Annotated in this window: 19 protein-coding genes and 1 riboswitch; of the genes, 14 read left to right on the top strand and 5 right to left on the bottom strand. The window is 67.3% G+C overall.

Annotation, left to right across the window (positions count from 1 at the left end):
- Nucleotides 1–2: 2 nt before the first annotated feature.
- The 5 genes from LPH33_RS19470 to LPH33_RS19450 all read right to left on the bottom strand — a co-directional run bounded on the left by LPH33_RS19470 (nt 3) and on the right by LPH33_RS19450 (nt 5,203).
- A complete protein-coding gene (locus LPH33_RS19470; RefSeq protein WP_229565523.1) occupies nt 3–1,952 on the bottom strand; it encodes a signal peptidase I in 1,950 nt (649 codons plus the stop codon).
- Between the two features lie 7 nt (nt 1,953–1,959).
- Nucleotides 1,960–2,592, bottom strand: a complete 633-nt coding sequence (locus LPH33_RS19465; protein WP_129977593.1) for a SipW-dependent-type signal peptide-containing protein — start codon at nt 2,590–2,592, stop codon at nt 1,960–1,962.
- Nucleotides 2,579–3,169, bottom strand: coding sequence for a signal peptidase I (locus LPH33_RS19460; protein WP_229565521.1), 591 nt, complete (start codon nt 3,167–3,169; stop codon nt 2,579–2,581). The genes LPH33_RS19465 and LPH33_RS19460 overlap by 14 nt, the downstream gene beginning before the upstream one ends.
- A 546-nt stretch (nt 3,170–3,715) precedes the next feature.
- Nucleotides 3,716–4,279, bottom strand: a complete 564-nt coding sequence (locus LPH33_RS19455) for an alternate-type signal peptide domain-containing protein (RefSeq protein WP_229565520.1) — start codon at nt 4,277–4,279, stop codon at nt 3,716–3,718.
- 150 nt (nt 4,280–4,429) lie between these two features.
- Nucleotides 4,430–5,203: a sulfite exporter TauE/SafE family protein gene (locus LPH33_RS19450; protein WP_229565518.1), complete on the bottom strand. Its 774-nt coding sequence runs from the start codon at nt 5,201–5,203 to the stop codon at nt 4,430–4,432.
- 149 nt (nt 5,204–5,352) lie between these two features.
- Nucleotides 5,353–5,445: riboswitch (SAM riboswitch) on the top strand.
- Nucleotides 5,446–5,706: 261 nt separating this feature from the next.
- Between LPH33_RS19450 and LPH33_RS19445 the strand changes: the two genes are divergently transcribed.
- The 14 genes from LPH33_RS19445 (at nt 5,707) to LPH33_RS19380 (ending at nt 20,893) form a co-directional block, all read left to right on the top strand.
- Nucleotides 5,707–6,678 carry an amino acid ABC transporter permease gene (locus tag LPH33_RS19445; RefSeq protein WP_420714452.1) on the top strand — a complete coding sequence of 324 codons (972 nt, stop codon included), beginning with the start codon at nt 5,707–5,709 and terminating at the stop codon, nt 6,676–6,678.
- A complete protein-coding gene (locus tag LPH33_RS19440; RefSeq protein ID WP_229565517.1) occupies nt 6,675–7,457 on the top strand; it encodes an amino acid ABC transporter ATP-binding protein in 783 nt (260 codons plus the stop codon). Before LPH33_RS19445 ends, LPH33_RS19440 begins: the two co-directional genes overlap by 4 nt.
- Before the next feature lie 35 nt (nt 7,458–7,492).
- Complete coding sequence (locus tag LPH33_RS19435) at nt 7,493–8,467, top strand: ABC transporter substrate-binding protein (RefSeq protein ID WP_229565515.1); 975 nt, start codon at nt 7,493–7,495, stop codon at nt 8,465–8,467.
- A gap of 23 nt (nt 8,468–8,490) precedes the next feature.
- Nucleotides 8,491–9,624, top strand: a complete 1,134-nt coding sequence (locus LPH33_RS19430; RefSeq protein ID WP_229565514.1) for an FAD-dependent oxidoreductase — start codon at nt 8,491–8,493, stop codon at nt 9,622–9,624.
- Nucleotides 9,621–10,127 carry a GNAT family N-acetyltransferase gene (locus tag LPH33_RS19425; protein ID WP_229565512.1) on the top strand — a complete coding sequence of 169 codons (507 nt, stop codon included), beginning with the start codon at nt 9,621–9,623 and terminating at the stop codon, nt 10,125–10,127. Before LPH33_RS19430 ends, LPH33_RS19425 begins: the two co-directional genes overlap by 4 nt.
- Nucleotides 10,124–11,194, top strand: coding sequence for an LLM class flavin-dependent oxidoreductase (locus LPH33_RS19420; RefSeq protein WP_229565510.1), 1,071 nt, complete (start codon nt 10,124–10,126; stop codon nt 11,192–11,194). Before LPH33_RS19425 ends, LPH33_RS19420 begins: the two co-directional genes overlap by 4 nt.
- A gap of 210 nt (nt 11,195–11,404) precedes the next feature.
- A complete protein-coding gene (locus LPH33_RS19415) occupies nt 11,405–13,033 on the top strand; it encodes an ABC transporter substrate-binding protein (protein WP_229565508.1) in 1,629 nt (542 codons plus the stop codon).
- A 3-nt stretch (nt 13,034–13,036) separates the two neighbouring features.
- Nucleotides 13,037–14,047 carry an ABC transporter permease gene (locus tag LPH33_RS19410; RefSeq protein WP_229565506.1) on the top strand — a complete coding sequence of 337 codons (1,011 nt, stop codon included), beginning with the start codon at nt 13,037–13,039 and terminating at the stop codon, nt 14,045–14,047.
- Nucleotides 14,040–14,933 carry an ABC transporter permease gene (locus LPH33_RS19405; protein WP_229565504.1) on the top strand — a complete coding sequence of 298 codons (894 nt, stop codon included), beginning with the start codon at nt 14,040–14,042 and terminating at the stop codon, nt 14,931–14,933. The genes LPH33_RS19410 and LPH33_RS19405 overlap by 8 nt, the downstream gene beginning before the upstream one ends.
- Entirely contained in the window at nt 14,930–16,525 is a 1,596-nt protein-coding gene (locus tag LPH33_RS19400; RefSeq protein WP_229565503.1) for a dipeptide ABC transporter ATP-binding protein, read from the top strand. Before LPH33_RS19405 ends, LPH33_RS19400 begins: the two co-directional genes overlap by 4 nt.
- Nucleotides 16,515–17,606 (top strand): LLM class flavin-dependent oxidoreductase, encoded by a 1,092-nt coding sequence (locus tag LPH33_RS19395; RefSeq protein WP_229565502.1) that lies wholly within the window; start codon nt 16,515–16,517, stop codon nt 17,604–17,606. Before LPH33_RS19400 ends, LPH33_RS19395 begins: the two co-directional genes overlap by 11 nt.
- 13 nt (nt 17,607–17,619) lie before the next feature.
- Complete coding sequence (locus LPH33_RS19390) at nt 17,620–18,990, top strand: NtaA/DmoA family FMN-dependent monooxygenase (RefSeq protein WP_060650560.1); 1,371 nt, start codon at nt 17,620–17,622, stop codon at nt 18,988–18,990.
- A complete protein-coding gene (locus LPH33_RS19385; protein ID WP_060650561.1) occupies nt 18,987–19,757 on the top strand; it encodes a DUF1684 domain-containing protein in 771 nt (256 codons plus the stop codon). The genes LPH33_RS19390 and LPH33_RS19385 overlap by 4 nt, the downstream gene beginning before the upstream one ends.
- A complete protein-coding gene (locus tag LPH33_RS19380; protein ID WP_060650562.1) occupies nt 19,754–20,893 on the top strand; it encodes an LLM class flavin-dependent oxidoreductase in 1,140 nt (379 codons plus the stop codon). The genes LPH33_RS19385 and LPH33_RS19380 overlap by 4 nt, the downstream gene beginning before the upstream one ends.
- Nucleotides 20,894–20,979 lie beyond the last annotated feature (86 nt).

The following is a 20,979-nucleotide window of genomic DNA, read 5'->3' as shown; positions in this document are numbered from 1 at the left end:
CATCAGCCTTCCGATCCGTCGTCGGCCGGCTCGCCCACAGGAGCATCGGCGCTCGGGGTCGGCGCAGGTTCGGGCGGCGTCTCCTCGGGGACCGGTGAAGGAGCAGGCTCGCCGGTCGGTGCAGACTCAGACTCAGGAGCAGGCGGGGGAGCCGGGAGCGGATCGACCACCGCGCTCCTCACCCACGAACCCGACGCCCTGCTGATCACCCATTCCCCCGAACTTCCGGTGATGCGTAGCTCGTCCGTCTCGGCGGCCCAGGCCAGTACATCACCCTCCGAGGCGCCGGTGCGGTACTCCTCGCTGCCCGTCGCAGCAGTGATGACGGCGTACGTTCCGGCCTCGGATCGGACGAGCCGAGCGGAGTAGAGGCCGGACGGTGAGCGGAGCGCGGAGACAATGTCCGTTTCTGTCGGTGCAGACGGTGACCCGGACGTGCTGGGACTCCCCTCGGTGGTCGTCGGACCGAGGGAGGTCGATGTCCCCGGACTTGCGGTCGGGGAGGACGTCGTCGACGTCGTGGTGGTGGAAGCAGAGGATTGCGGCAGTGAGCGTGCTCCTGTCGCTGGTGCCGAGCAGGTGACGCCCGTCGTCGACGTCGTGTCGAGCCTGTACGCGACGAAACCTGTGGAATACGAATTTCCTTGGATCGAGCGGATCTCGGCGTCAGCAATATTCGCGGTGATGAGAGCGGTGTCGAGGTTGGTCCGGGCGATCCTGGCGGTCACCGGTTGCCCCGCGGACGTCGGGGTGGAGGTCACCGTGGTGACGTAAGCGAAGTTTCCGTCCGACGGATTGCGAACGGTGACCTGGTAAGTCACACCCGTGCCGACGTGGGGCCACGTCAATGTCGCTGCGGTGGCACTTCCTGTGCCGGTCGTGGAGCATGCGACGGAAGCCGGGGGTGCCACATACGCCGGGGTCCCGTCACGTTCCCCGCTCGGGCTGCAGTTGAGGTCCTGGTTGTGGCTGATCAAGGACACTGGTTGGGAGACGAGGCGGCCCCTCCATGCTGCCGACACCGTGCCTCCCGGCAACATCGTGTGTATTTCCGCGTTGTACTGCCAGATGAGGCTGCGGCGAGGAAGACCTGTGCCGTACAGGTCGTACGAGATGGTGCCACCCGTCGCGGCGGTGATGTCGGTGATGTCGACGGTCCGCCAGACACGACCGTCCAGATCCCGCAGAATGATCCGGTACTGATAGGGCGACCCGAGATGCGTCCAGTTCAACGTGACAGGATCGGGTTGGTCGAGAATGAGTTTGCTGTTGCAGCCGACCGTTCCTGCAATTTGTGGTACGTACTCGCTCTTCGAGGCGAACGCTCCGCTTCGCGCGGTCGCGTTGTCGACGAAGGCCGCATCGGTCCCCGGCGTGTGTGAGAGGCCGACCGCAGACACGACGACGAAGACTGCCAGAGGAGTCACGGGGGCCTGGGCGTTCCGGAGGGGCGATCCGTCGGGACGCACCGCGATCCGGATGAGGGCGGCGGCGAGTATCGCCAGCACGACGAGGCCGGGAACGGTCCGGAGCCAGGCGGCAAGGTAGCCGAGGCCGTCGACATGGAAGAGCACCCGTTCGGCCGAGCTCACTCCGTAACTGCGGGGATCGGGTTCCGGATTCGCATCTCCTTGCAGCCGGAGGAGGGCCGTGTTTCCGGCGAACGACTGGACTTCCACGATCCGATGGGTGATGCGACTGCCTTGATCGTTGATCACACTCACCACGTCACCGGACCGAAGGTCGGCTGCGGGGACGGTGTGCGCTATCGCGAGGGAGCCCGAAGGAATCGCGGGTGCCATGGAACCCGAGCGGAAGATCAACGGCGTCAGGCCGAACAGGGCCGATACCGCCGCGACGAGAATGCACAGGCTGCCGAGTACTGCACCGATCGTCAGGAGGGTGTCCCGCCCTCTGCGTGGGGGCCGTGCCTGGTGTGCGTGTTCGGTCATTGTCGCCTCACACCGTCGTCTGCGCCGTGAAGGTGAACACGAGGGCGGACACGCTCTGGTTCTGTGTGGGGAGCGGCGTCGACGTGGGCAACGTGACGACCATGCACAGTGTCTCCCTACCGGTCGTGGCCGCCAAGGGGCGAGCAGAAGTGACGATCGGCGCAGCGCCTCCCGCGATCAGGTTCGTCTGTCCGATCTGTGTTCCCGTGCATGTTCCCTTGCGGAGACCGCCGGCAGTGAGGTTCGACGGGGTTCCGTTGCTGAAGACCCGGAGTTGCAGGTTGTTCGCGAGGGCCGGACTTCCGGCGGGTGTCGCGACATTCACCGTGTACGTGACGTCCATCGTCGAGCGTGTGTTCTGCACCTGCAGACTCGCCGCTCGACTCTCGCCCGGCATCATGGAGGACGAGGTCAGGTCGGAGAACGTATAGGACTTCACGTCGTTCGCTCGCAGATCGACCGTGCCGGTGCTGAACGTCCCCGTCGCTACCGCCGAATTCGCCCACGCGGCGAAGGTTCCCACCGCGCCGAGTGCGAGGACCGTTCCGAGCGACAGTAGTGCGCGCACCCGGACGGTGAAGAATGAAGGCGCTTTTCGTAGGTACTTGCGAAGGTGATCGAGGACTTCATCGCCGCGCATCGCTGCCTCCGCCGGTTCGTGCTGCGTCCCGCTCACGTCTGCCATCCCGGATACCGCTGGTGAACAGCACGGTGGCGTAGCCGAACAGTGCGATCGCGATGATCCCGACGGTCCACGAACGCTGTTGCCCCGTCAGCCAGTTGTTCACGTAGCCCAGGTAGGGGATCGAATACCAGACGCGTCCCCGAATCTGTTCGTAGAGAACCGGTTTCTCGTCGGGCACAGTGTTGGCGTCGCCCTGGGTGATGTACGTGCGTTGCCCCTTCGCGGATTGGGCGGACGCGATGATCCGATGCGTCACCACAGTGGGATCCCCCGAACGCAACTGGTACGTCACGGGCATTCCGATCGCGAGTTCGTCGGGTTCGACGGGTTCGACGACGATGAGGGTGCCGGGTGGGTAGGTGGGGTCCATCGATCCGGTGAGCACGGTGAAGCGTTCGCCGCCGGCCACGGCCGGGATCAGGATGGTGACTGCCAGCAGGGTGAGCATGGCGAACAGCAGGGCCCAGGTGAGCATCGAGCCCATCCACCAGAGCGGCCCTGTCCAGTCGTCTTCTTCCCGGGATTCGGTCATATCTGTTGCTCCACTCGAAATTCGAGCGCAAGGGTGGTCGACCTGCCTTGTTCTGCCGCGGCTCCGACGGTCGCCCGGAGACACCACACCTCTGTGGTGCCCGGAGCGGCCGACCGTCCTTCCCCTGGAGCCGGAAAGGCCGTCCAAGGACCGCCGATCGTCGACGTCGGTGTAGCCACTGCTGCACCGGATGACGTTGGGCATGCGTCGGCGGAACCGACTATCCACGCTGTCACCGCGATCGGCAGCCGGGTCGAGCTCTGACGTACCGCTTGCAATCGGTAACGTGCGTGGGCGTCACCCCGAATGCTGACCGTCAACGGCTGTTGCACCACGGATCCCTGCGCCAGGTTGGTACCGCCGAAGTTCGTCCATGTGTAGTCCTGGGAGTCCTGGGCCATGATGGTCAGGCTCCCCGAGATGATCGTGCCGCCCCTGAGTTGTGTGCTGTCGCGCCACAGTGCGCCGGTCTGCTGTGTGGACCAGAGGGTCACGAGCAGAACCGACGCGACTGCGGCGATCCAGGCCCATCTCCGCTTCATGTCCTCACGCGGGAGCGGGGTTCGTGTTCTGCTGCAGATTCAGGCTCAGATTGCCGAGATCGACGGTCTCGTTCTGTCCGGTCGTCCCCGATGTGGCCGGATCGAACGTGATGGTGATGTCGACCGAAATATCCTGAGGCGCACCGCCGTTTGCCACGACCTGAACACCGTCGGCTCCACCGGTGAACGACTGGCCGGCGTACTCGCCGTCGACGGTGGTTATCAGGGCGTTTCGCAAGTCGGTATTTCCCGTGACGCCATCCAGATTCGCGGTGAGTGTGGCTTCCAGATTGTCGCCCTGGGCGGTGAGCGTGGAGGCGCAGGTGTAGCGCACCGTGTCGCCCGGGACGATTCGGAACGATGAAATGTCGCCGATCGTCGCTCCACCATTGCCGACATCGGTCCACGTGCCGCCGCCGGCGCACTCCCCGAGCGTCAGCTGACCGGATGTGATGGTACCGGCGTCACCGTCGGTCTGATCGTTCCAGAACGCGAGGCTGCCCAGTCCGCCCAGGAGCAGGATGGCTCCGGCCCCTGCGGCGATCGCTCCTTTGGTCTGTTTCTTCATACGATTGCTCCCCTCGAAGGTCGTGCTCCCGACCTTCGTCAGGTACCCGTTGTGATCGACTCCATACCAACCATCTGGTATTTCTGTGACGGGTGTTGCCCCTGGGGCGATAGGAGACGATTTCGTTACCGCCGGGAAGAAATGACCGGGTCAGAACAACAGCCGGTACAGCCCGATCAGGCCGACGACGACGATGACGATCCGCAACGCGACCGGCGACAGGCGCCGGCCGTAGTGGGAACCGAGGTGACCGCCGATCAAGGAGCCCACGGCGATCAGTGCGGCCACGGTCCAATCGATCCGGTCGAACGCCACCAGGATGTACGCACAGGCGGCCACGACGTTCACGACCAGTGAGAGCAGGTTCTTCGCGGCGTTCTGCCGCTGGATGTGATCGTGCAGCAACGTGCCGAACAGACCCATCAGCAGAATGCCCTGCGCTGCTGTGAAGTAGCCGCCGTAGATACCGATGGCGAAGGTGCCGACGACGAGCAGCGTCATCCGTATCGGTCCGAGACGGGCGTCGGCGTCGCCACCCGTTCTGCGCGCCACCCAAGCCTGGATCTTCGGCTGCAGCACGACGAGTGTGAGTGCCAGGACGAGCAGGATCGGCACGACCGTCTCGAAGACGGTCTCCGGCAGGTGGAGCAGGAGCCACGCTCCGACCAGGGCCCCGCAGAACGACGCCGGGATCTGCCACCGCAACCGTTCCCATTGCCCGCGCAGTTCGCGTCGATATCCCCAGGTGCCCGATACGCCACCCGCAACGAGGCCGATCGCGTTCGACATCGTCGCAGTCACCGGGGGTACACCGAATGCGACGAGCGTCGGGAACGTGATGAGGGTGCCGGATCCGACGAGGGAGTTGATCGCTCCGGCGCCGAGCCCGGCCAATGCGACGAGGAAGAGTTCGAGCGGGGTCACCGAGGCGAGTCTACGTCGTGCCGAAACCGGCCTTGTTGTCGATGTCGGGGCACCACGTCGACATCGACATCGGTCTCGACGGGGAACGGATTTCCGCCACGGTGAGAGAAAGTCTGTCCGCGACGCGCCGCACTCCGTAGCTTGAGCCGCGACCATCCAGAGCGATCGAGAGACCTGGCTCTACGACGTCGCAGCAACCCCCCGTGCGCGGGTGCGGGTGCTACCGCCGGGATCGATGGAGGAACGAGCATGACCCGCTGGACCGAGCGCGCCTCGTGGTGCCGCCTGCACATCGACCTGTGCCGCGGCACGTCGCAGCGGTGTCACGGCGGTACTGCGCACCGGTGTTGTCGTTGACGTAGACCTCCCGTCGTTCTTCGCCGCGTGAGTCCCGGCCCGTCCGCAGGGGGACGGGCCGGGACCCACGTCTGCACCCTCGCTTTCCCGCACCCCCGCATTCCCGAAAGGCCCATCCCGATGGCTCCCACCCCCAGGACGTCGCCGTGAGCACGTCCACCGACCTCCGCATCCCCGATGCCCCGGCCGACCACACCGACGACGAGAACCTGGTCGTCGCCCGGAAACGGCATCCGTGGCGTTGGGTGATCAGCGCTGCCGTGCTGATCGTCGTCGCCCAGTTCGTGCACGGCCTGGCCACCAACCCCGGCTGGGACTGGGCGACCTTCGCGCAGTACTTCACCGCGTCGTCCGTGCTGTCCGCACTGTGGATGACGATCAAGTTGACACTGTGGGGCACGGTCCTCGGCTTCGCGCTCGGTGTGCTCCTCGCGATCGGCCGGTTATCGAACAATCCTGTTCTGCAGGTGGTCTCGTGGACGTACATCTGGGCGTTCCGATCGATCCCTCTCATCGTCCAATTGCTGTTCTGGTTCAACATCGCCTACCTGTACAAGACGTTGTCGATCGGCATCCCGTTCGGCCCGGCCTTCTTCGAGTTCGGTGTCGCCGGGGTGATCTCGGGCTTCACCGCCGCTGTCATCGGTCTGGCGCTCCACCAGGCGGCCTACTCCGCCGAGATCATCCGCGCCGGCATCATCTCCGTCGACCACGGCCAGATCGAGGCGGCCAACGCGCTCGGCATCCCGCGTTACCGGCAGTTCGTGAAGATCGTTCTCCCGCAGGCCATGCGGGCGATCCTCCCGAACGCCGCCAACGAGGTGATCAGCCTGTTCAAGGGCACCTCGATCGTCTCCACCATGGCCATCGCCGAACTCTTCTACCAGGTACAGGTGATCTTCGGCCGCACCGGACGCGTCGTTCCGATGCTCATGGTCGCGACCGTCTGGTACATCATCCTCACCACGATCCTGTCGATCGGGCAGTACTACGTCGAACGGCACTACGCCCGCGGTTCGGCACGCGCACTACCGCTCACCCCGTGGCAACGTGTGGTCGCGAAATACCGCGAGATCCGCGACAGCGGCATCGGTGTACCCCGGGGAGCGACGAAATGACCGCCACCCGGGACGACGTCGATTACGTCGTCGACGTGCGCGGAGTCCACAAGTCGTTCGGCGCACTCGAAGTTCTCAAAGGCATCGATCTGCAGCTCCGCAAGGGCACTGTCACCGTGATCCTCGGTCCGTCCGGATCCGGGAAATCCACCCTCTTGCGCACCCTCAACCACCTCGAGAAGGTCGACCGCGGCACTGTGCGCATCGACGGTGAGCTGATCGGCTACAAGCGTCGCGGGAACAAGCTGCACGAGGTGCGTGCCCGTGACATCCTCCGTCAACGCTCTCGCATCGGCTTCGTCTTCCAGAACTTCAACCTCTTCCCACACCTGACCGCCCTCGAGAACGTCGTCGAGGCGCCGGTGTCGGCGCAGGGACGCGACCGCACAGAGGTCGAGGCGGAGGCTCGTGCCCTGCTCGACCGCGTCGGCGTGGGCGACAAGCTGCACGACTATCCGAAACAGTTGTCCGGCGGTCAGCAGCAGCGCGTCGCGATCGCGCGGGCCCTGGCTCTGCACCCCGCCGTGATCCTCTTCGACGAACCCACCTCGGCGCTCGACCCCGAACTCGTCGGCGAGGTGCTCGCCGTCATCCGTGACCTCGCCGGTGACGGCGCGACCCTCGTGATCGTCACGCACGAGATCGGTTTCGCCCGTGAGGTCGCCGACACCGTCGTCTTCATGGACGGCGGCGTCATCGTCGAACAGGGGCCACCCCACGAGGTCCTCGACAATCCGCAACAGGAACGCACCGCGTCCTTCCTGTCGCGCGTTCTCTGATTCCCCTCCCCACCACAGCATTCGAGAAGGTAACGATGTTCACTTCCTCCCGCCGGGTCCACCTGCTGACCTCGGCTCCGACCGCCGTCGCTCTTCTGGGCGTCGCGGCCTGCGGTTCCGACGCAGATGCCGGCACCGACACCGATGCCGCGACGGCGGCCGGTTACAACCTCACCGCGGACCAGAACCGCATCACCACCGACCCGGTCGAGGAGATCGCCGCGAAGGTTCCCCAGGAGATCCGCGACCGCGGCACGCTGGTCGTCACCGGAGCCGCCGGTACCGCACCGCCGCTGCGCTTCTATGCCGACGACGACACGACGATCATCGGATCCGAAACCGACTTCGCCCATCTCATCGGGAACGTGCTCGATCTGGACATCGAACTCACCGCCGCCGACTGGGCGCAGAACTTCGTCCGCGTCGACTCCGGTGAGGCCGACGTGTTCATCTCGAACGTCACCGTCACCGAAGAACGCAAGGAGAAGTACGACTTCGCCACCTACCGCCTCGACAGCCTCGCCGTCGAGGTCGGCAAGGACAGCGGCATCACCTTCGACGGACCCGAGGACATCGCCGGCCTGACGATCGGTGTCGGCTCCGGGACCAACCAGGAGGCGCTGCTCGTCGAGTGGAACGAGCAGAATGTCGCCGCCGGACTCGAACCCGCCGAGATCCTGTACTACCAGAACGCCGTCGACTACTACCTCGCGCTCGGCTCCGGACGCATCGACGCCTACGTCGGCCCGAACCCGACCTCGGCGTTCCACGTCCTGCAGGCCGGTGAGACGGAGATCGCCGGCACGTTCTCGGGCGCGGGCCTCGACCTGCAGGGCGAGATCGCGGTGCTCACGAAGAAGGACAACGGACTGATCCGGGCGATCAACGAGGCGATCAACCACATCATCGAGAACGGTACCTACGCAGAGGTTCTCGAGCGGTGGGGCATCAGCAACGAGGCGATCGAGGTCTCACGTGTCAACCCGCCCGGCCTGCCCAAGACGGCGTAGGCCGGAAGCGACAGGAAGACAGTATGACTCGCGTCAGCAGACTTGTCGACGTCGTGGTGGTCGGTGGCGGTGTCATCGGCTCCGCGACGGCCTGGCGACTCGCCGCACGTGGCCGCACGGTGGTCCTGCTCGAACAGTTCGGGCAGGGGCACCACCGCGGTGCCTCGCACGGCAGCTCCCGCATCTACCGGCAGGCCTATGATGGGCAGTTCTACACCGCACTCGCGGCCCGCACCCTGCCGCTCTGGCGGCGGCTCGAGGAGACCACCGGCAGCCGGATCCTCGAACTCACCGGGGCGGTCGACCACGGACTCCCGACGGCCGTCCACGCCAAGGCGAAGGCGCTGTATCAGCTCGGTATCGCGCACACCGTCCTCACACCGGCCGAGGCGCAGCGCCGCTGGCCCGGCATCCGATTCGATACCACCGTGCTGCACCACCCCGACGCCGGTCGGTTGCACGCCGACCGTTCGGTGGCGGCACTGCAGCAGGCCGCGGCGCAGGCCGGCGCGGACGTCCGGCACACCACCCCCGCCCGCACCGTCCGCGAGACCGATCGCGGCGTCGAGATCGTGCTCGACACCGAGGTGATCACCGCGAGGCACGTCGTCGTCGCGGCGGGAGCATGGACGCGGACCGTCCTGGACGGGCTGACCGGAGGTACGGCACCCCGCCTCCCTGCGCTGCGCACGACACAGGAGCAACCGGCGCACTTCGTCCCGCTCACCGACGCACAGTGGCCGAGCTTCGTCCACCACCGCGGCACCGAACTCGACGGGGAGGGTATCTACGGCCTCGGTTCCGTCGACGGCATCAAGATCGGCGAACACGGCACCGGCCCGCAGGTCGAACCGGACAGCCGTAGTTTCGTGGCGGACCCGGACGGTGTGCGCCGGCTCGTCGACTACGCGCGCACGTGGCTGCCGGGCGTCGATGCCGAGAGCGCACGGGTGGACACCTGCCTGTACACGACGACACCGGACTCGAACTTCGTCGTCGACCGAGCAGGCGCCGTCACCGTCGCCGCCGGATTCTCGGGGCACGGCTTCAAATTCGCGCCCGCCATCGGCGAACTCGTCGCCGACCTCGCCGACGGCACCGCCACCAGCCCCGAACCGTTCCGATTCGGTGCGCGGCAACCAGCGGTGGCCTCGTGAGCGGGACCAGCAGACTCGAGGTCAGGGCGGTGCGTCAGGACGATCCCCTCGCCGCACCGCTGCTCGAGGAACTCGCGGTCGAGTACAGCACCCGCTACGAGCACCCCTTCGAGGAGCAGTACGAGAGCCTCGTCGGCTACCCGGAGGACCGGTTCGCGCCACCCGACGGTGCCCTGCTCGTCCTCATCGAGGACGGGGTGCCCGTCGCCGGTGGCGCCTTCCAACGCTACGACGAGAACACCGCAGAACTCAAACGGATCTGGACGTCGAAGAACCATCGACGTCGCGGTCTCGGTCGCATCGTGGTCGCCGAACTCGAAGCCGAGGCCCTGCGTCGCGGATACACCCGCATCTACCTCACGACAGGGTGGCGGCAACCCGAGGCCGTCGCGCTGTATCTCGCGGCCGGATACACCGCCCTGTTCGACTCCCGGCGACCCGCCGAGGAGATCGGTCCGCATCCCTTCGAGAAGTTCCTGGTCGGAAAGGCGGTCTCTGCATGAAGTTCCTGCTGCTCAGTCTCATCACCCACCATCCCGATCCCGTGACGGGAGAATGGCTCTCGCCGTCCGAACGGATCCGGGAGGTCGTCGACACCGCCGTGCTCGCCGAACAACTCGGATTCGAAGGATTCGCGGTGGGGGAGCGGCACGAGAAGCCGTTCCTCGCGTCGTCGCCTCCGGTGATCCTGGCCCACATCGCGGCGCGGACCAGCACACTCGAACTGTGGACCGGCGTCACGACGCTGAGCCTGCTCGACCCCGTCCGCGCGTTCGAGGACTACTCCACGCTCGACAACCTGTCGGGTGGGCGCCTGCAGCTCATGATCGGCAAGGGCAACGGCACCGCCCAGGCCGACCTGTTCCACGTCACGCCCGACGACCAATGGGACCGCAACCGTGAGGGTTACGAGCTGTTCCGGGCACTGTGGGAGAACGAGACGGTCACGTGGGAGGGTCGGTTCCGGCCGTCGCTCACCGACGCCGTCACCGTACCCCGGCCGCTGCAGCAGCGCCTGACCATCTGGCACGGCAGCGCTACCAGTCGCGAATCGGTCGATCTCGCAGCCCGATACGGTGACCCGATCTTCTCCGCGAACGTCACCAACCCGATCGAACCGTACGCCGAACTCATCGACCATTACCGGGAACGGTGGGCCGCCTACGGTCACGATCCCGCCGAGGTGCGGGTCGGTGCCGGGACGGCGGGACTGTACGTCGCGCGCACCTCGCAGGAGGCGATCGAAGCCTACCGTCCCCAGTTCGAACAGCGACGCGAATTCGCTCGCGAGAACGGACTTCCCGTCGTCTTCGAGACCGTCGAGGACTTCGTCGAACGCAGCTCCGCGCTCATCGGGAGCCCTCAGCAGGTGATCGACAAGGTTCTCCGCTACCACGAACGTTTCGGCCACGAGGTCATGCACGTGACCGCCGACCGCGGCGGGTTCCACGTGGCGGAGCAGCGCGCGAATCTCGAACTGTTCCAAGCGGAGGTCGCGCCGGCATTGCGCGCGGCGATCCCGCACCGCGAGGCCGTCGCGATTCCGCACCGCGAGATCGTCACCGCCTGAGACGGCGGTCCGGGAACCGTTTCGATCGCAGTGAAAAAAACGGTGTGCCCGATCCTCGAGGCTCCGTAACCTCGGGAAACGAACCATCCAGAGCTGCCGAAATTCGCGCTGACATCCCGTCCCATCAGGGACGACATCCTGCCCCCGCCCGCCCGGCGGCATCCGCACGGTGATGCCGCCGACGCCCTGTCCAGATCACGGAGCCCGTCGTTGTCCATCTCGTCCTCCTCCGCGTCCCGGTTCGTCGTCACGGCCGCCGCCACCGCCGTACTGGGAGCAGCGCTGACCGCCTGCGGCGCCGGTGCCGCGGCGAACTCGGAGCCCACCGGCGACCCGCAGCCCGGCGGCACCTTACGGTACGGGTTGTCGGTCCCACCGACCTGCGCCGATCCTGCGCAGGCCGCCAGCAACCAGACCATCTACGTCGCCCGGCAGGTCGTCGACTCGCTCACCGACCAGGACCCCGCGACCGGTGAGATCGTGCCGTGGCTGGCGGAGAGCTGGGAATCGAACGCCGACGGCACGCAGTTCACTTTCCGGTTGAAGGAAGGCGTGACCTTCAGCGACGGCACCCCGCTGACCGCGGACTCCGTGAAGAAGAACTTCGACGCGATCGTGAACACCCTCGGCGGGGTGAAGGCGCCGCAGGCCGTGGGGTATCTCGCGGGATACGCCGGCACTACGGTCGTCGACGACCGGACCGCACAGGTGAACTTCTCCGTGCCGAACGCGCCGTTCCTGCAGGCCACCGCAAGTCATCAGCTGGGCCTGCTCTCGGATGCCGACACCGCCAAGAGCGCCGAGGAACGCTGCGCCGGTGACCTGTCGGGCACCGGCCCGTTCGTCTACGAGGACTACCAGCAGGACAAGTCCGCCACCCTCGTCAAGCGCACGGGTTACTCGTGGGGTTCGGAGGCATTCGGGCACGACGGTGAGGCCTATCTCGACCGGATCGAGTTCACGATCGTCCCCGAATCCGGTGTCCGCACCGGATCGCTCGCCTCCGGTCAGCTCGACGCCATCTCGGATGCGCTGCCGCAGGACGCGCCACAGATCGAAGGTGCCGGTGGCCGCATCCTGACCACTCCGAACCCGGGTATCCCGTTCGGTTTCCAACCCAACGTGAGCCGCGGTGTCCTCACCGACCCGGCCGTGCGCAGCGCGATCGTCCCGGCGATCGACCGGCAGGAACTGGTCGACACGGTCCTCGGACCGGACTTCCGCCCGGCCACCAGCACGCTCGCGTCCGCGACCCCCGGTTACGTCGAACTCGCCGACGTCACCTACGACCCGGCGAAGGCCGAGCAGATCCTCGACGAGGCCGGCTGGGTGCCCGGTCCCGACGGCATCCGCGTCAAGGACGGGCAGCGTCTGAGCTTCCCGGTGCTGTTCAGCTCGGTGTTCGCCGGCAACCAGGCCATCCTCGAACTGGTGCAGCAGCAATTGCGCGCGGTGGGTGTCGACCTGCAGCTCGACCTCGTCTCCACTCCGGAGAACACCGCACGTCAGAACGCCGGTGACTACGAGGCGTCCTACTACAACAGCACCCGCGCCGACGGCGACATCCTGCGCACCGCCTTCGGTCTGGACGGCCGCAACATCAACCAGCGCAATCCCATTCCGGATCTCGACGACGTGCTCGCCCAGCAGCTGTCCACGACCGACCCGGCCGCACGTGCCGAGCTCATCGGCCGGGCGCAGCAGCTCGTCCTCGACAACGGACTGTGGATCCCGACGGTCGAACTGTCGCAGGCGATCGGTGCCGGACCGAACGTCGCCGACCTGAAGTTCGAGGCGTCGGCGCGACTGCAGTTCTTCGACACCTGGCTGGGCGAGTAGATCATGGTGCGCTATCTCGGTTTCCGTGTGCTCCAGGCCGTCGGGGTGCTGTGGGCGGCGTTCACGGTGTCGTTCGCGGTCCTGTTCCTGCTCCCCTCGGATCCGGTCTCCCTCGCCGCCGGTGCCGACGCCGGAACACCGGTCGATGCCGCCGCGATCGAACAGCTCCAGGCGCGGTACGGCCTCGACCAACCGGTCGCGGTGCAGTACTGGAACGCGCTGAGCAACGCGGTCCGAGGCGATTTCGGTATGTCCATCTCCACCGGACAGCAGGTGACCGATGCGATCGCTGCCGCTCTGCCGAGCACCCTCGTCCTGGCGGGCACGGCCCTGGTGTTCGCCCTGGTGTTCGGCACGGCGGTCGCCTTCCTCGCGACCTACACGCGGGTCCACCGGCTCCGTAGCCTGCTGTTCTCGCTACCACCGCTGGGTGTTGCGGTGCCGACCTTCTGGGTGGGCCTGATCCTGTTGCAGCTCTTCTCGTTCCGATTGAGACTGTTCCCGGCTTTCGGTGACCAGGGCATCGAGCACGTGATCCTTCCTGCGATCACCCTGGCGCTGCCCACCGGCGCGGTGATCGCCCAGGTCCTCGCGACCAGCCTGCAGACGACCTGGCGGCAGCCGTTCATCGAAGCGGCGCGTGCGAAAGGCGCGTCCCGCCTGCGCATCCAGACGCGGCACGCCCTGAAGCTGTCGAGCATCCCCGCCTTCACGATCGCCGGCGTCATCGTCGGGAACCTCCTCGCGGGGTCCGTGGTGGTCGAGACGGTCTTCTCCCGGGCCGGTATCGGGCGTCTGACCCAGATGTCGGTGATGGCGCAGGACATTCCGGTGGTGCTCGGCATCGTCGTGTTCTCGTCCACCGTGTTCGTGCTCGTCAACCTCGCCGTCGACCTGCTCTACCCCCTCATCGACCCGCGGATCACCCACGGCATCGACCGGGGTGGCGCAGCCTCGACCGAGGACGATCCGACCCACGACGACACTCTCCTGGAGGCCGAGGCACGTGTCTGACACTCTCGTCCGCGAAACACTTCCGGCAACGCCGCTACCGGAACCTCATTCGCGCAGAAGAATCCGGATCACGTCCGTCGCGGCAGGGGTGCGGCGCAACGCCGTGCTCGTCGTGTCGTCGATCGTGCTGCTCCTCGCGGTGGGCTTCGCGCTGTTCCCGTCGCTCTTCGCGTCGGGCGACCCGCTGCAGGGTGTGCCCGCCGAGAAGCTGCAGGGACCGAGCGTCGCGCACTGGTTCGGCACCGACAATCTCGGCCGAGACGTGTACACGCGCGTCGTGCACGGATCCGGTCTGTCGCTCACCGCGACGCTCGTCGCGGTCGGCCTCGCCCTCGTGGTCGGCTCGTTGATCGGGCTGCTGTCCGGTGCGGTCGGCGGTGCCATCGACGCCGCACTCATGCGCCTCGTCGACGTCCTGCTGTCCATCCCCGCGCTGTTGCTGTCCCTCGCGCTCGTCACGGCCCTCGGTTTCGGCACGATGAACGTCGCGATCGCCGTGGGCGTGAGCCTCGTGGCGAACTTCGCGCGCGTCATGCGTTCGGAAGTGCTGCGGGTACGCAAGGCGCTCTACGTCGAAGCGGCGTTCGCGTGCGGAGTCCGGTGGCACACCGTGCTGCGCCGGCACGTGCTGCGCAATTCGTACGCCCCCGTCGCGGCCCTCGCCGCCGTCGAATTCGGTATGGCCGTGCTGGCCGTGTCGTCGCTGAGTTTCCTCGGATTCGGTGCCGTGCCGCCGACACCCGAATGGGGGTCGCTGATCTCGGAGGGCCGCAACTATCTCGCCGCGGCCTGGTGGATGACGACCCTGCCGGGCCTGGTCATCGTCGCCATCGTGCTCTCGGTCCACCGCATCGGCCACGCCCTCGAGGACAGGAGCGCACGATGAGCCTCCTCGAAGTGCGCGACCTGCAGGTCGCCTACGGGCCGTCGCGCGAACCGGTGGTCGCGGTGAACGGTGTCGATCTCACCGTCGGTCGCGGTGAGGTCGTCGCGGTGGTCGGCGAGTCGGGATCGGGCAAGTCCACCACCGCGCACGCGATCATCGGGTTGCTTGCCGGAACCGGTCGCGTCACGGCCGGGTCGGTGTCCTTCGACGGCACGTCGCTGAACGACCTGTCCGAGCATGCCTTCGAACGCATCCGCGGCGCCCGGATCGGATTCGTTCCGCAGGACCCGACGACCTCCCTCAATCCCGTCATCCGCATCGGCGACCAGATCGCCGAGGTGCTGCGCATCCACGGTCTCGCCGACCGGCGCACCGCCCGGATCGAGGCGCTGCGCATCCTCGAGGAGGCCGGGCTCGACGACCCGCAGCTGCGCGCGAAGCAGTACCCGCAGGAACTGTCCGGCGGTCAGCGCCAGCGGGTGCTCATCGGTATCGCCCTCGCCTGCCGGCCCGACCTCGTCATCGCCGACGAACCGACCAGCGCACTCGACGTGACCGTCCAGCGCCGCATCCTCGACCACCTGGACACGCGGATCGCCGAGACCGGCACCGCGGTCCTGCTCATCACCCACGATCTGGGCGTCGCGGCGGATCGCGCCGACCGCATCGTCGTGATGCAGGGCGGCCGGGTCGTCGAGACCGGACCGGCGGCGCAGGTCCTCACCGACCCGCAACACGAGTACACGCGCGCGCTCATCGCGGCCGCGCCGAGCCTCGCGGAACGGGCCGTGCGACCCGCCCTGAAAGAGGCCACTCCGATCCTGTCGGTGTCGAAGGTGTCGAAGACCTTCCGCATCGACCGGAAGTCCTCGCTGCACGCCGTGCGGGATGTGTCCTTCGATGTTCCCCGCGGCGGCACCCTGTCGCTGGTCGGGGAGTCGGGTTCCGGCAAGTCCACGGTCTCGCGCATCGCGATCCGGCTCGAGACCCCCACTGCCGGGACGGTCCGGTTCGACGGTGACGACATCACCGCGTTCGGTGGCCGTGCGCTGCGAGCACTGCGGCGTCGTGTACAGATCGTGCACCAGAATCCCTACGCCTCGCTCGACCCGAAGTTGAGGATCCGCGACATCGTCGCCGAACCCCTCGAGGCGTTCGGTGTCGGCACGAGAGCCGAACGCGCCGAGCACGTCGCCCGCCTCCTCGATCAAGTGGCGTTGTCGACGGCACATCTGGACCGCAGACCCGCCGAACTGTCCGGTGGGCAACGGCAACGCGTGGCCATCGCACGGGCCATCGCTCTGAACCCCGAGCTGCTGGTCCTCGACGAGCCCGTCTCGGCGCTCGACGTGTCGGTCCAGGCGCAGATCCTCGACCTACTCACCTCGCTGCAGGCCGAACTCGGGATCGGTTACCTGTTCATCTCGCACGACCTCGCCGTCGTCCGGCAGATCAGCGACACCGTCGCCGTGATGCGCGCCGGCCGGGTCGTCGAATACGGCTCCACCACAGAAATTTTCGACAACCCCCAACACGAGTACACGCAGACGTTGCTCGAGGCCATCCCCGGGAAGGTCCACCATGTCCGATAGTTCAGAATTGTTGCTGGCCGTCGACTTCGCCGGCACCGGAATCCACCCCTCGTCCTGGCGACGCGACGACTCGCGCGCCGAGGAACTGTTCACGCCCCACTACTGGACAGACCTCGTCGGCGCCGCCGACCGGGCCGGCGTCGACTTCGCGTTCCTCCCCGACGCCTTCGGCGTCGTCTCGGACGCGACTACCGTGCGCGGCCGCCTCGAAGCCGTCGGACTCGCGGCGCGCCTGACCGCCGCCACCACGCGCATCGGCCTGATCCCCACCGCGACCGTCACTCACACCGAACCCTTCCACGTCGCCAAGGCAATCCAGACGATCGATCACACCACGCTCGGTCGCGCCGGGTGGGAGGTCGCAGTAACCCCGGGAGTCGTGGAGTTGTTCGGCCGCAAGAAGGAGCAGGACACCGCGTCGCTGTGGGCCGAGGCGCACGAGGCCGCCGAGGTCGCGGCGCGGCTGTGGGACAGCTGGGAGGACGACGCCGAGATCCGCGACGTCGCCACCGGCCGCTTCATCGATCGCGACAAGGTCCACTACATCGACTTCGTCGGCGAGTACTTCTCCGTCAAGGGATCGTCGATCGTGCCGCGATCCCCACAAGGACAACCGCTGGTCGCGGTGACGGTGACCAGTGCCGACTCCTTCGGATTCGCCGCGCAGCGAGCTGATCTCGTCCGTATCCGCGCCACCGACCTCGCCGCCGCATCCGAACTGGCCGGCCGCATCCGGGCCGCGGCGGGCGACCGGCCGATCTTCGTGCTGCTCGACGTCGACGTCCTGCTCGGCGACGACGCCGCAGCGGATCTCGCGCAGCTCGAGGCGTGGGCGGGGGAGCCGTACCGCTCCGACACGCTCGTCCACGTCGGTACGTCCGAGGACCTGATCGAACTGCTCGGCGACGCAAAGGGTGTGGACGGGGTGACCCTGCGGCCGCTCGCTCTGCCGTCCACCCTCCGCCGCCTCGTCGAGAACGTGCTACCCGTCGTCCGCGCCGAGGTCGCACCCACCACCGGAACCCTCCGCGACCGGCTCGGTCTGTCCCGTCCCGCCAACCGCTTCGCGGCTGCTCACTGAAGGAACGATCATCGTGTCCCGCAACACTGTTCGCAAGCAGATCCATCTCGCCGCGCACTTCCCCGGCGTCAACAACACCACGGTGTGGGCCGACCCCGAGTCGAAGAGCCAGATCGACTTCTCGTCGTTCCTCCACCTCGCCCGTACCGCCGAACGCGGCAGGTTCGACTTCTTCTTCCTCGCCGAAGGACTCCGGCTCCGCGAGCACCGCGGCCGCATCCACGACCTCGACGTCGTGGGACGCCCCGACACCCTCACGGTGCTCGAGGCCCTCGCCGGTGCCACCACCCACCTCGGCCTGGCCGGCACCATCAATACCACTTTCAACGAGCCGTACGAACTGGCCAAGCAGTTCGCGACTCTCGACCACCTCTCGGACGGTCGCGCGGCGTGGAACCTCGTCACCTCGTCGGATGCGTTCACCGGAGAGAACTTCCGTCGCGGCGGTTTCCTCGAGCACTCGCAGCGGTACGTCCGTGCCTCCGAGGTGGTCGACGTGGTGCGGGAGCTGTGGGACGGCTGGTCGGCCGAGGGCCCCGTGATCGACCGCGAAGCCGGTATCTTCGCTCCCGACGGCGACATCGCGTCGTTCGACATCCACACCACCCAGTTCGACATCACGGGTCGCTTCGAGGTGCCGCGCAGCCCCCAGGGGCACCCGGTCCTGTTGCAGGCCGGTGACTCCGACGAGGGCCGTGAGTTCGGTGCCGCCAAGGCCGACGCCATCTTCAGCCGGCACGGCACCCTCGAGGAAGGTCGCGCGTTCTACACCGACGTCAAGAACCGCCTCGCGAAGTACGGACGCAGCTGGGACGAGCTGAAGATCCTGCCCGCCGCGACCTTCGTCCTCGGAGACACCGAGGAGGAAGCACACGAGCGGGCCCGGCACATCCGCCTGCAGCAGGTCGGTCCGCAGACGGCCATCGCCTTCCTCGAACAGGTATGGGGCAAGGACCTGTCGTCGTACGACCCGGACGGCTCGCTGCCGGACGTCGACCCGGAGGACAACGTCACCATCACGCGCGGACGCGTGCGCCACGCCAAGGATCCGCTGGCCGTAGCCCGGCAGTGGAAGGAGAAGGCGGACGCCGAGAACCTGAGCATCCGCGAGCTCATCATCGAGGTCACGGCACGGCAGCAGTTCATCGGAACGCCGCAGCAGGTCGCCGACGAGATCGACCTCTACGTCCAGACCGACGCCAGCGACGGCTTCATCCTCGTCCCGCACCTCACCCCGGGCGGCCTCGACGACTTCGTCGACACGGTCGTCCCGCTGCTGCAGGAACGCGGCAGCTTCCGCACCGAATACGACAGCACCACTCTGCGCGGCCACCTCGGCCTGCGCGACCCGCACACCGTCACCGAAGGAGCCCGTGCGTCATGACCGCAACACTCGATCAGTTCGTCGACGAATGGCAGCGGTGGAATGCCGAGCGCAACGACGGCCTGCGGCAGCCGCTCGGCTGGCTGAGCCTGACCGCTCTGCACTGGCTGGACGAGACCCCCACCTCCTTCGACGAAGCGCCGGGCCGGTGGCACGTCAACGGCGATTCGGTGGTCCACGAACTCGACGGGGAGACCACCACCTACGAGCCGGTCGAAGGGGCGCCCGGTCTCGAAGCGGAGTTCGACCGCGGCTTCGTCGAGATCATCAAGCGCACCGGACGATTGGGGATCCGCATCCACGATCGCACGGCACCGGCGCTCGCGTCGTTCACCGGTGTCCCGGCCTACGAACCCGACCCGTCCTGGGTACTGACCGGCCGGTTCGAGGCTTTCGACGAACAGCAGGTCGTGACGACGGGTGCGGTCGTCGACGGACTGGAACACCACCACCCGGCGGCGGGTGTGGTCCGGTTCGGATACGACGGTGCCGAACACGAACTCGTCGCTTTCGGTGATGCCGGCGGCCCGCTGCGGATCCTGTTCACCGACGCGACGAGCGGGGTGACCACCTATCCGGCGGCGCGGATCCTGCAGGTCGAGGCACCGGCCGAGGACGGGACGGTCACGCTCGACTTCACGCGCGCCGCGAACCTGCCGTGCGCGTTCACCGACGCGGCGACGTGCCCGATCGCGCCGTCGCAGAACCGTCTTCCGTTCGCCGTCGAAGCCGGTGAACGCACTCCGCGTCTCGGGGAATCGTCGTGAACGCGGTGAATCCGGTGCCGCTGTCCGTGCTGGACCTCTCACCGGTCAGCGAGGGATCCTCGGTGCCGGAGGCGCTACGCAACACCCTCGACCTGGCGCGCCACGTCGAAGCGTGGGGGTACAAGAGGTACTGGGTCGCCGAGCACCACTTCGTCGCGGTCGCCTCGTCGGCACCCGACGTGCTCATCGGCGCGATCGCCGCCGCGACCCGCACCATCCGCATCGGTGCCGCCGCGGTTCAACTCGGACACAACACCGCGATCGGCGTCGTCGAATCCTTCGGCACCCTCGACGCCCTGTACCCGGGACGCATCGATCTCGGTCTCGGCAGGTCGGGGCAGCGACGAGCGGAGGCATTGGCGGGGGCGGCTCCCGAACCCGCTCCGCGGGCGACGGAGATCCGCGACGGACTGATCATCCCGCCGCCCTTCTCGCCGGCGAAGCTGCTGTCGTCGTCCCGGTCGGCCGCGAGCTTCGGCATCCTGCAGCAACCCGGTGCGCAGTCACCCGACTTCGCGCAGCAGATCGAGGACATCCTCGCCTTCCTGGACGGCACCTACACAGCACCGGACGGAACGGATCTGCACGCCAGTCCGGGAGAAGGCGCCGACCTCGAACTGTGGGTGTTCGGTTCGAGTGCCGGACCCTCGGCGGAACTCGCGGGTCGCCTGGGGTTGCCGTTCGGTGCGAACTACCACGTCAGCCCGGGCACGACAGTCGAAGCGGTCGAGGCGTACCGGTCGGCGTTCCGTCCGTCGTCCATCCTGAGGAAGCCCTACGTGGTGGTCTCGGCCGACGCGGTGGTCGCCGACGACGACGCCACCGCACGCGAGTTGGCGTCGACCTACGGGCATTGGACGCACAGCATCCGCTCGGGCCACGGCGCGATCCCGTACCCGGACCCGGAGACCACCCCGCCGCTGACCGACGAGGAGCGAGCCCTCGTCGACGACCGCATCGTCACCCAGTTCGTGGGGTCGCCGAGCACGGTGGCGGAGCGTCTCGACACCCTCCGCCGAGTGACGGACGCCGACGAACTCGTCGTCACCTCCGTCACCCACTGCCACGAGGACCGCCTGCGTTCCTACGAACTCCTCGCCCGTGAGTGGGGTTTGGCACGGGTCCGCGCCGCGTGATCGTCCGTCGAGACCGGTGTTGTTGTCGATAATTCGCGAGAAAATCGACAACAACACCGGTCTCGATTCGAGGTGTCTGGGGATAA

The organism is Rhodococcus sp. RDE2, assembly GCF_020885655.1.
Taxonomy (GTDB): domain Bacteria; phylum Actinomycetota; class Actinomycetes; order Mycobacteriales; family Mycobacteriaceae; genus Rhodococcus; species Rhodococcus pyridinivorans.
The sequence above is the reverse complement of the archived record's forward strand: the minus strand, read 5'-3'. Positions and strand labels throughout refer to the sequence as shown.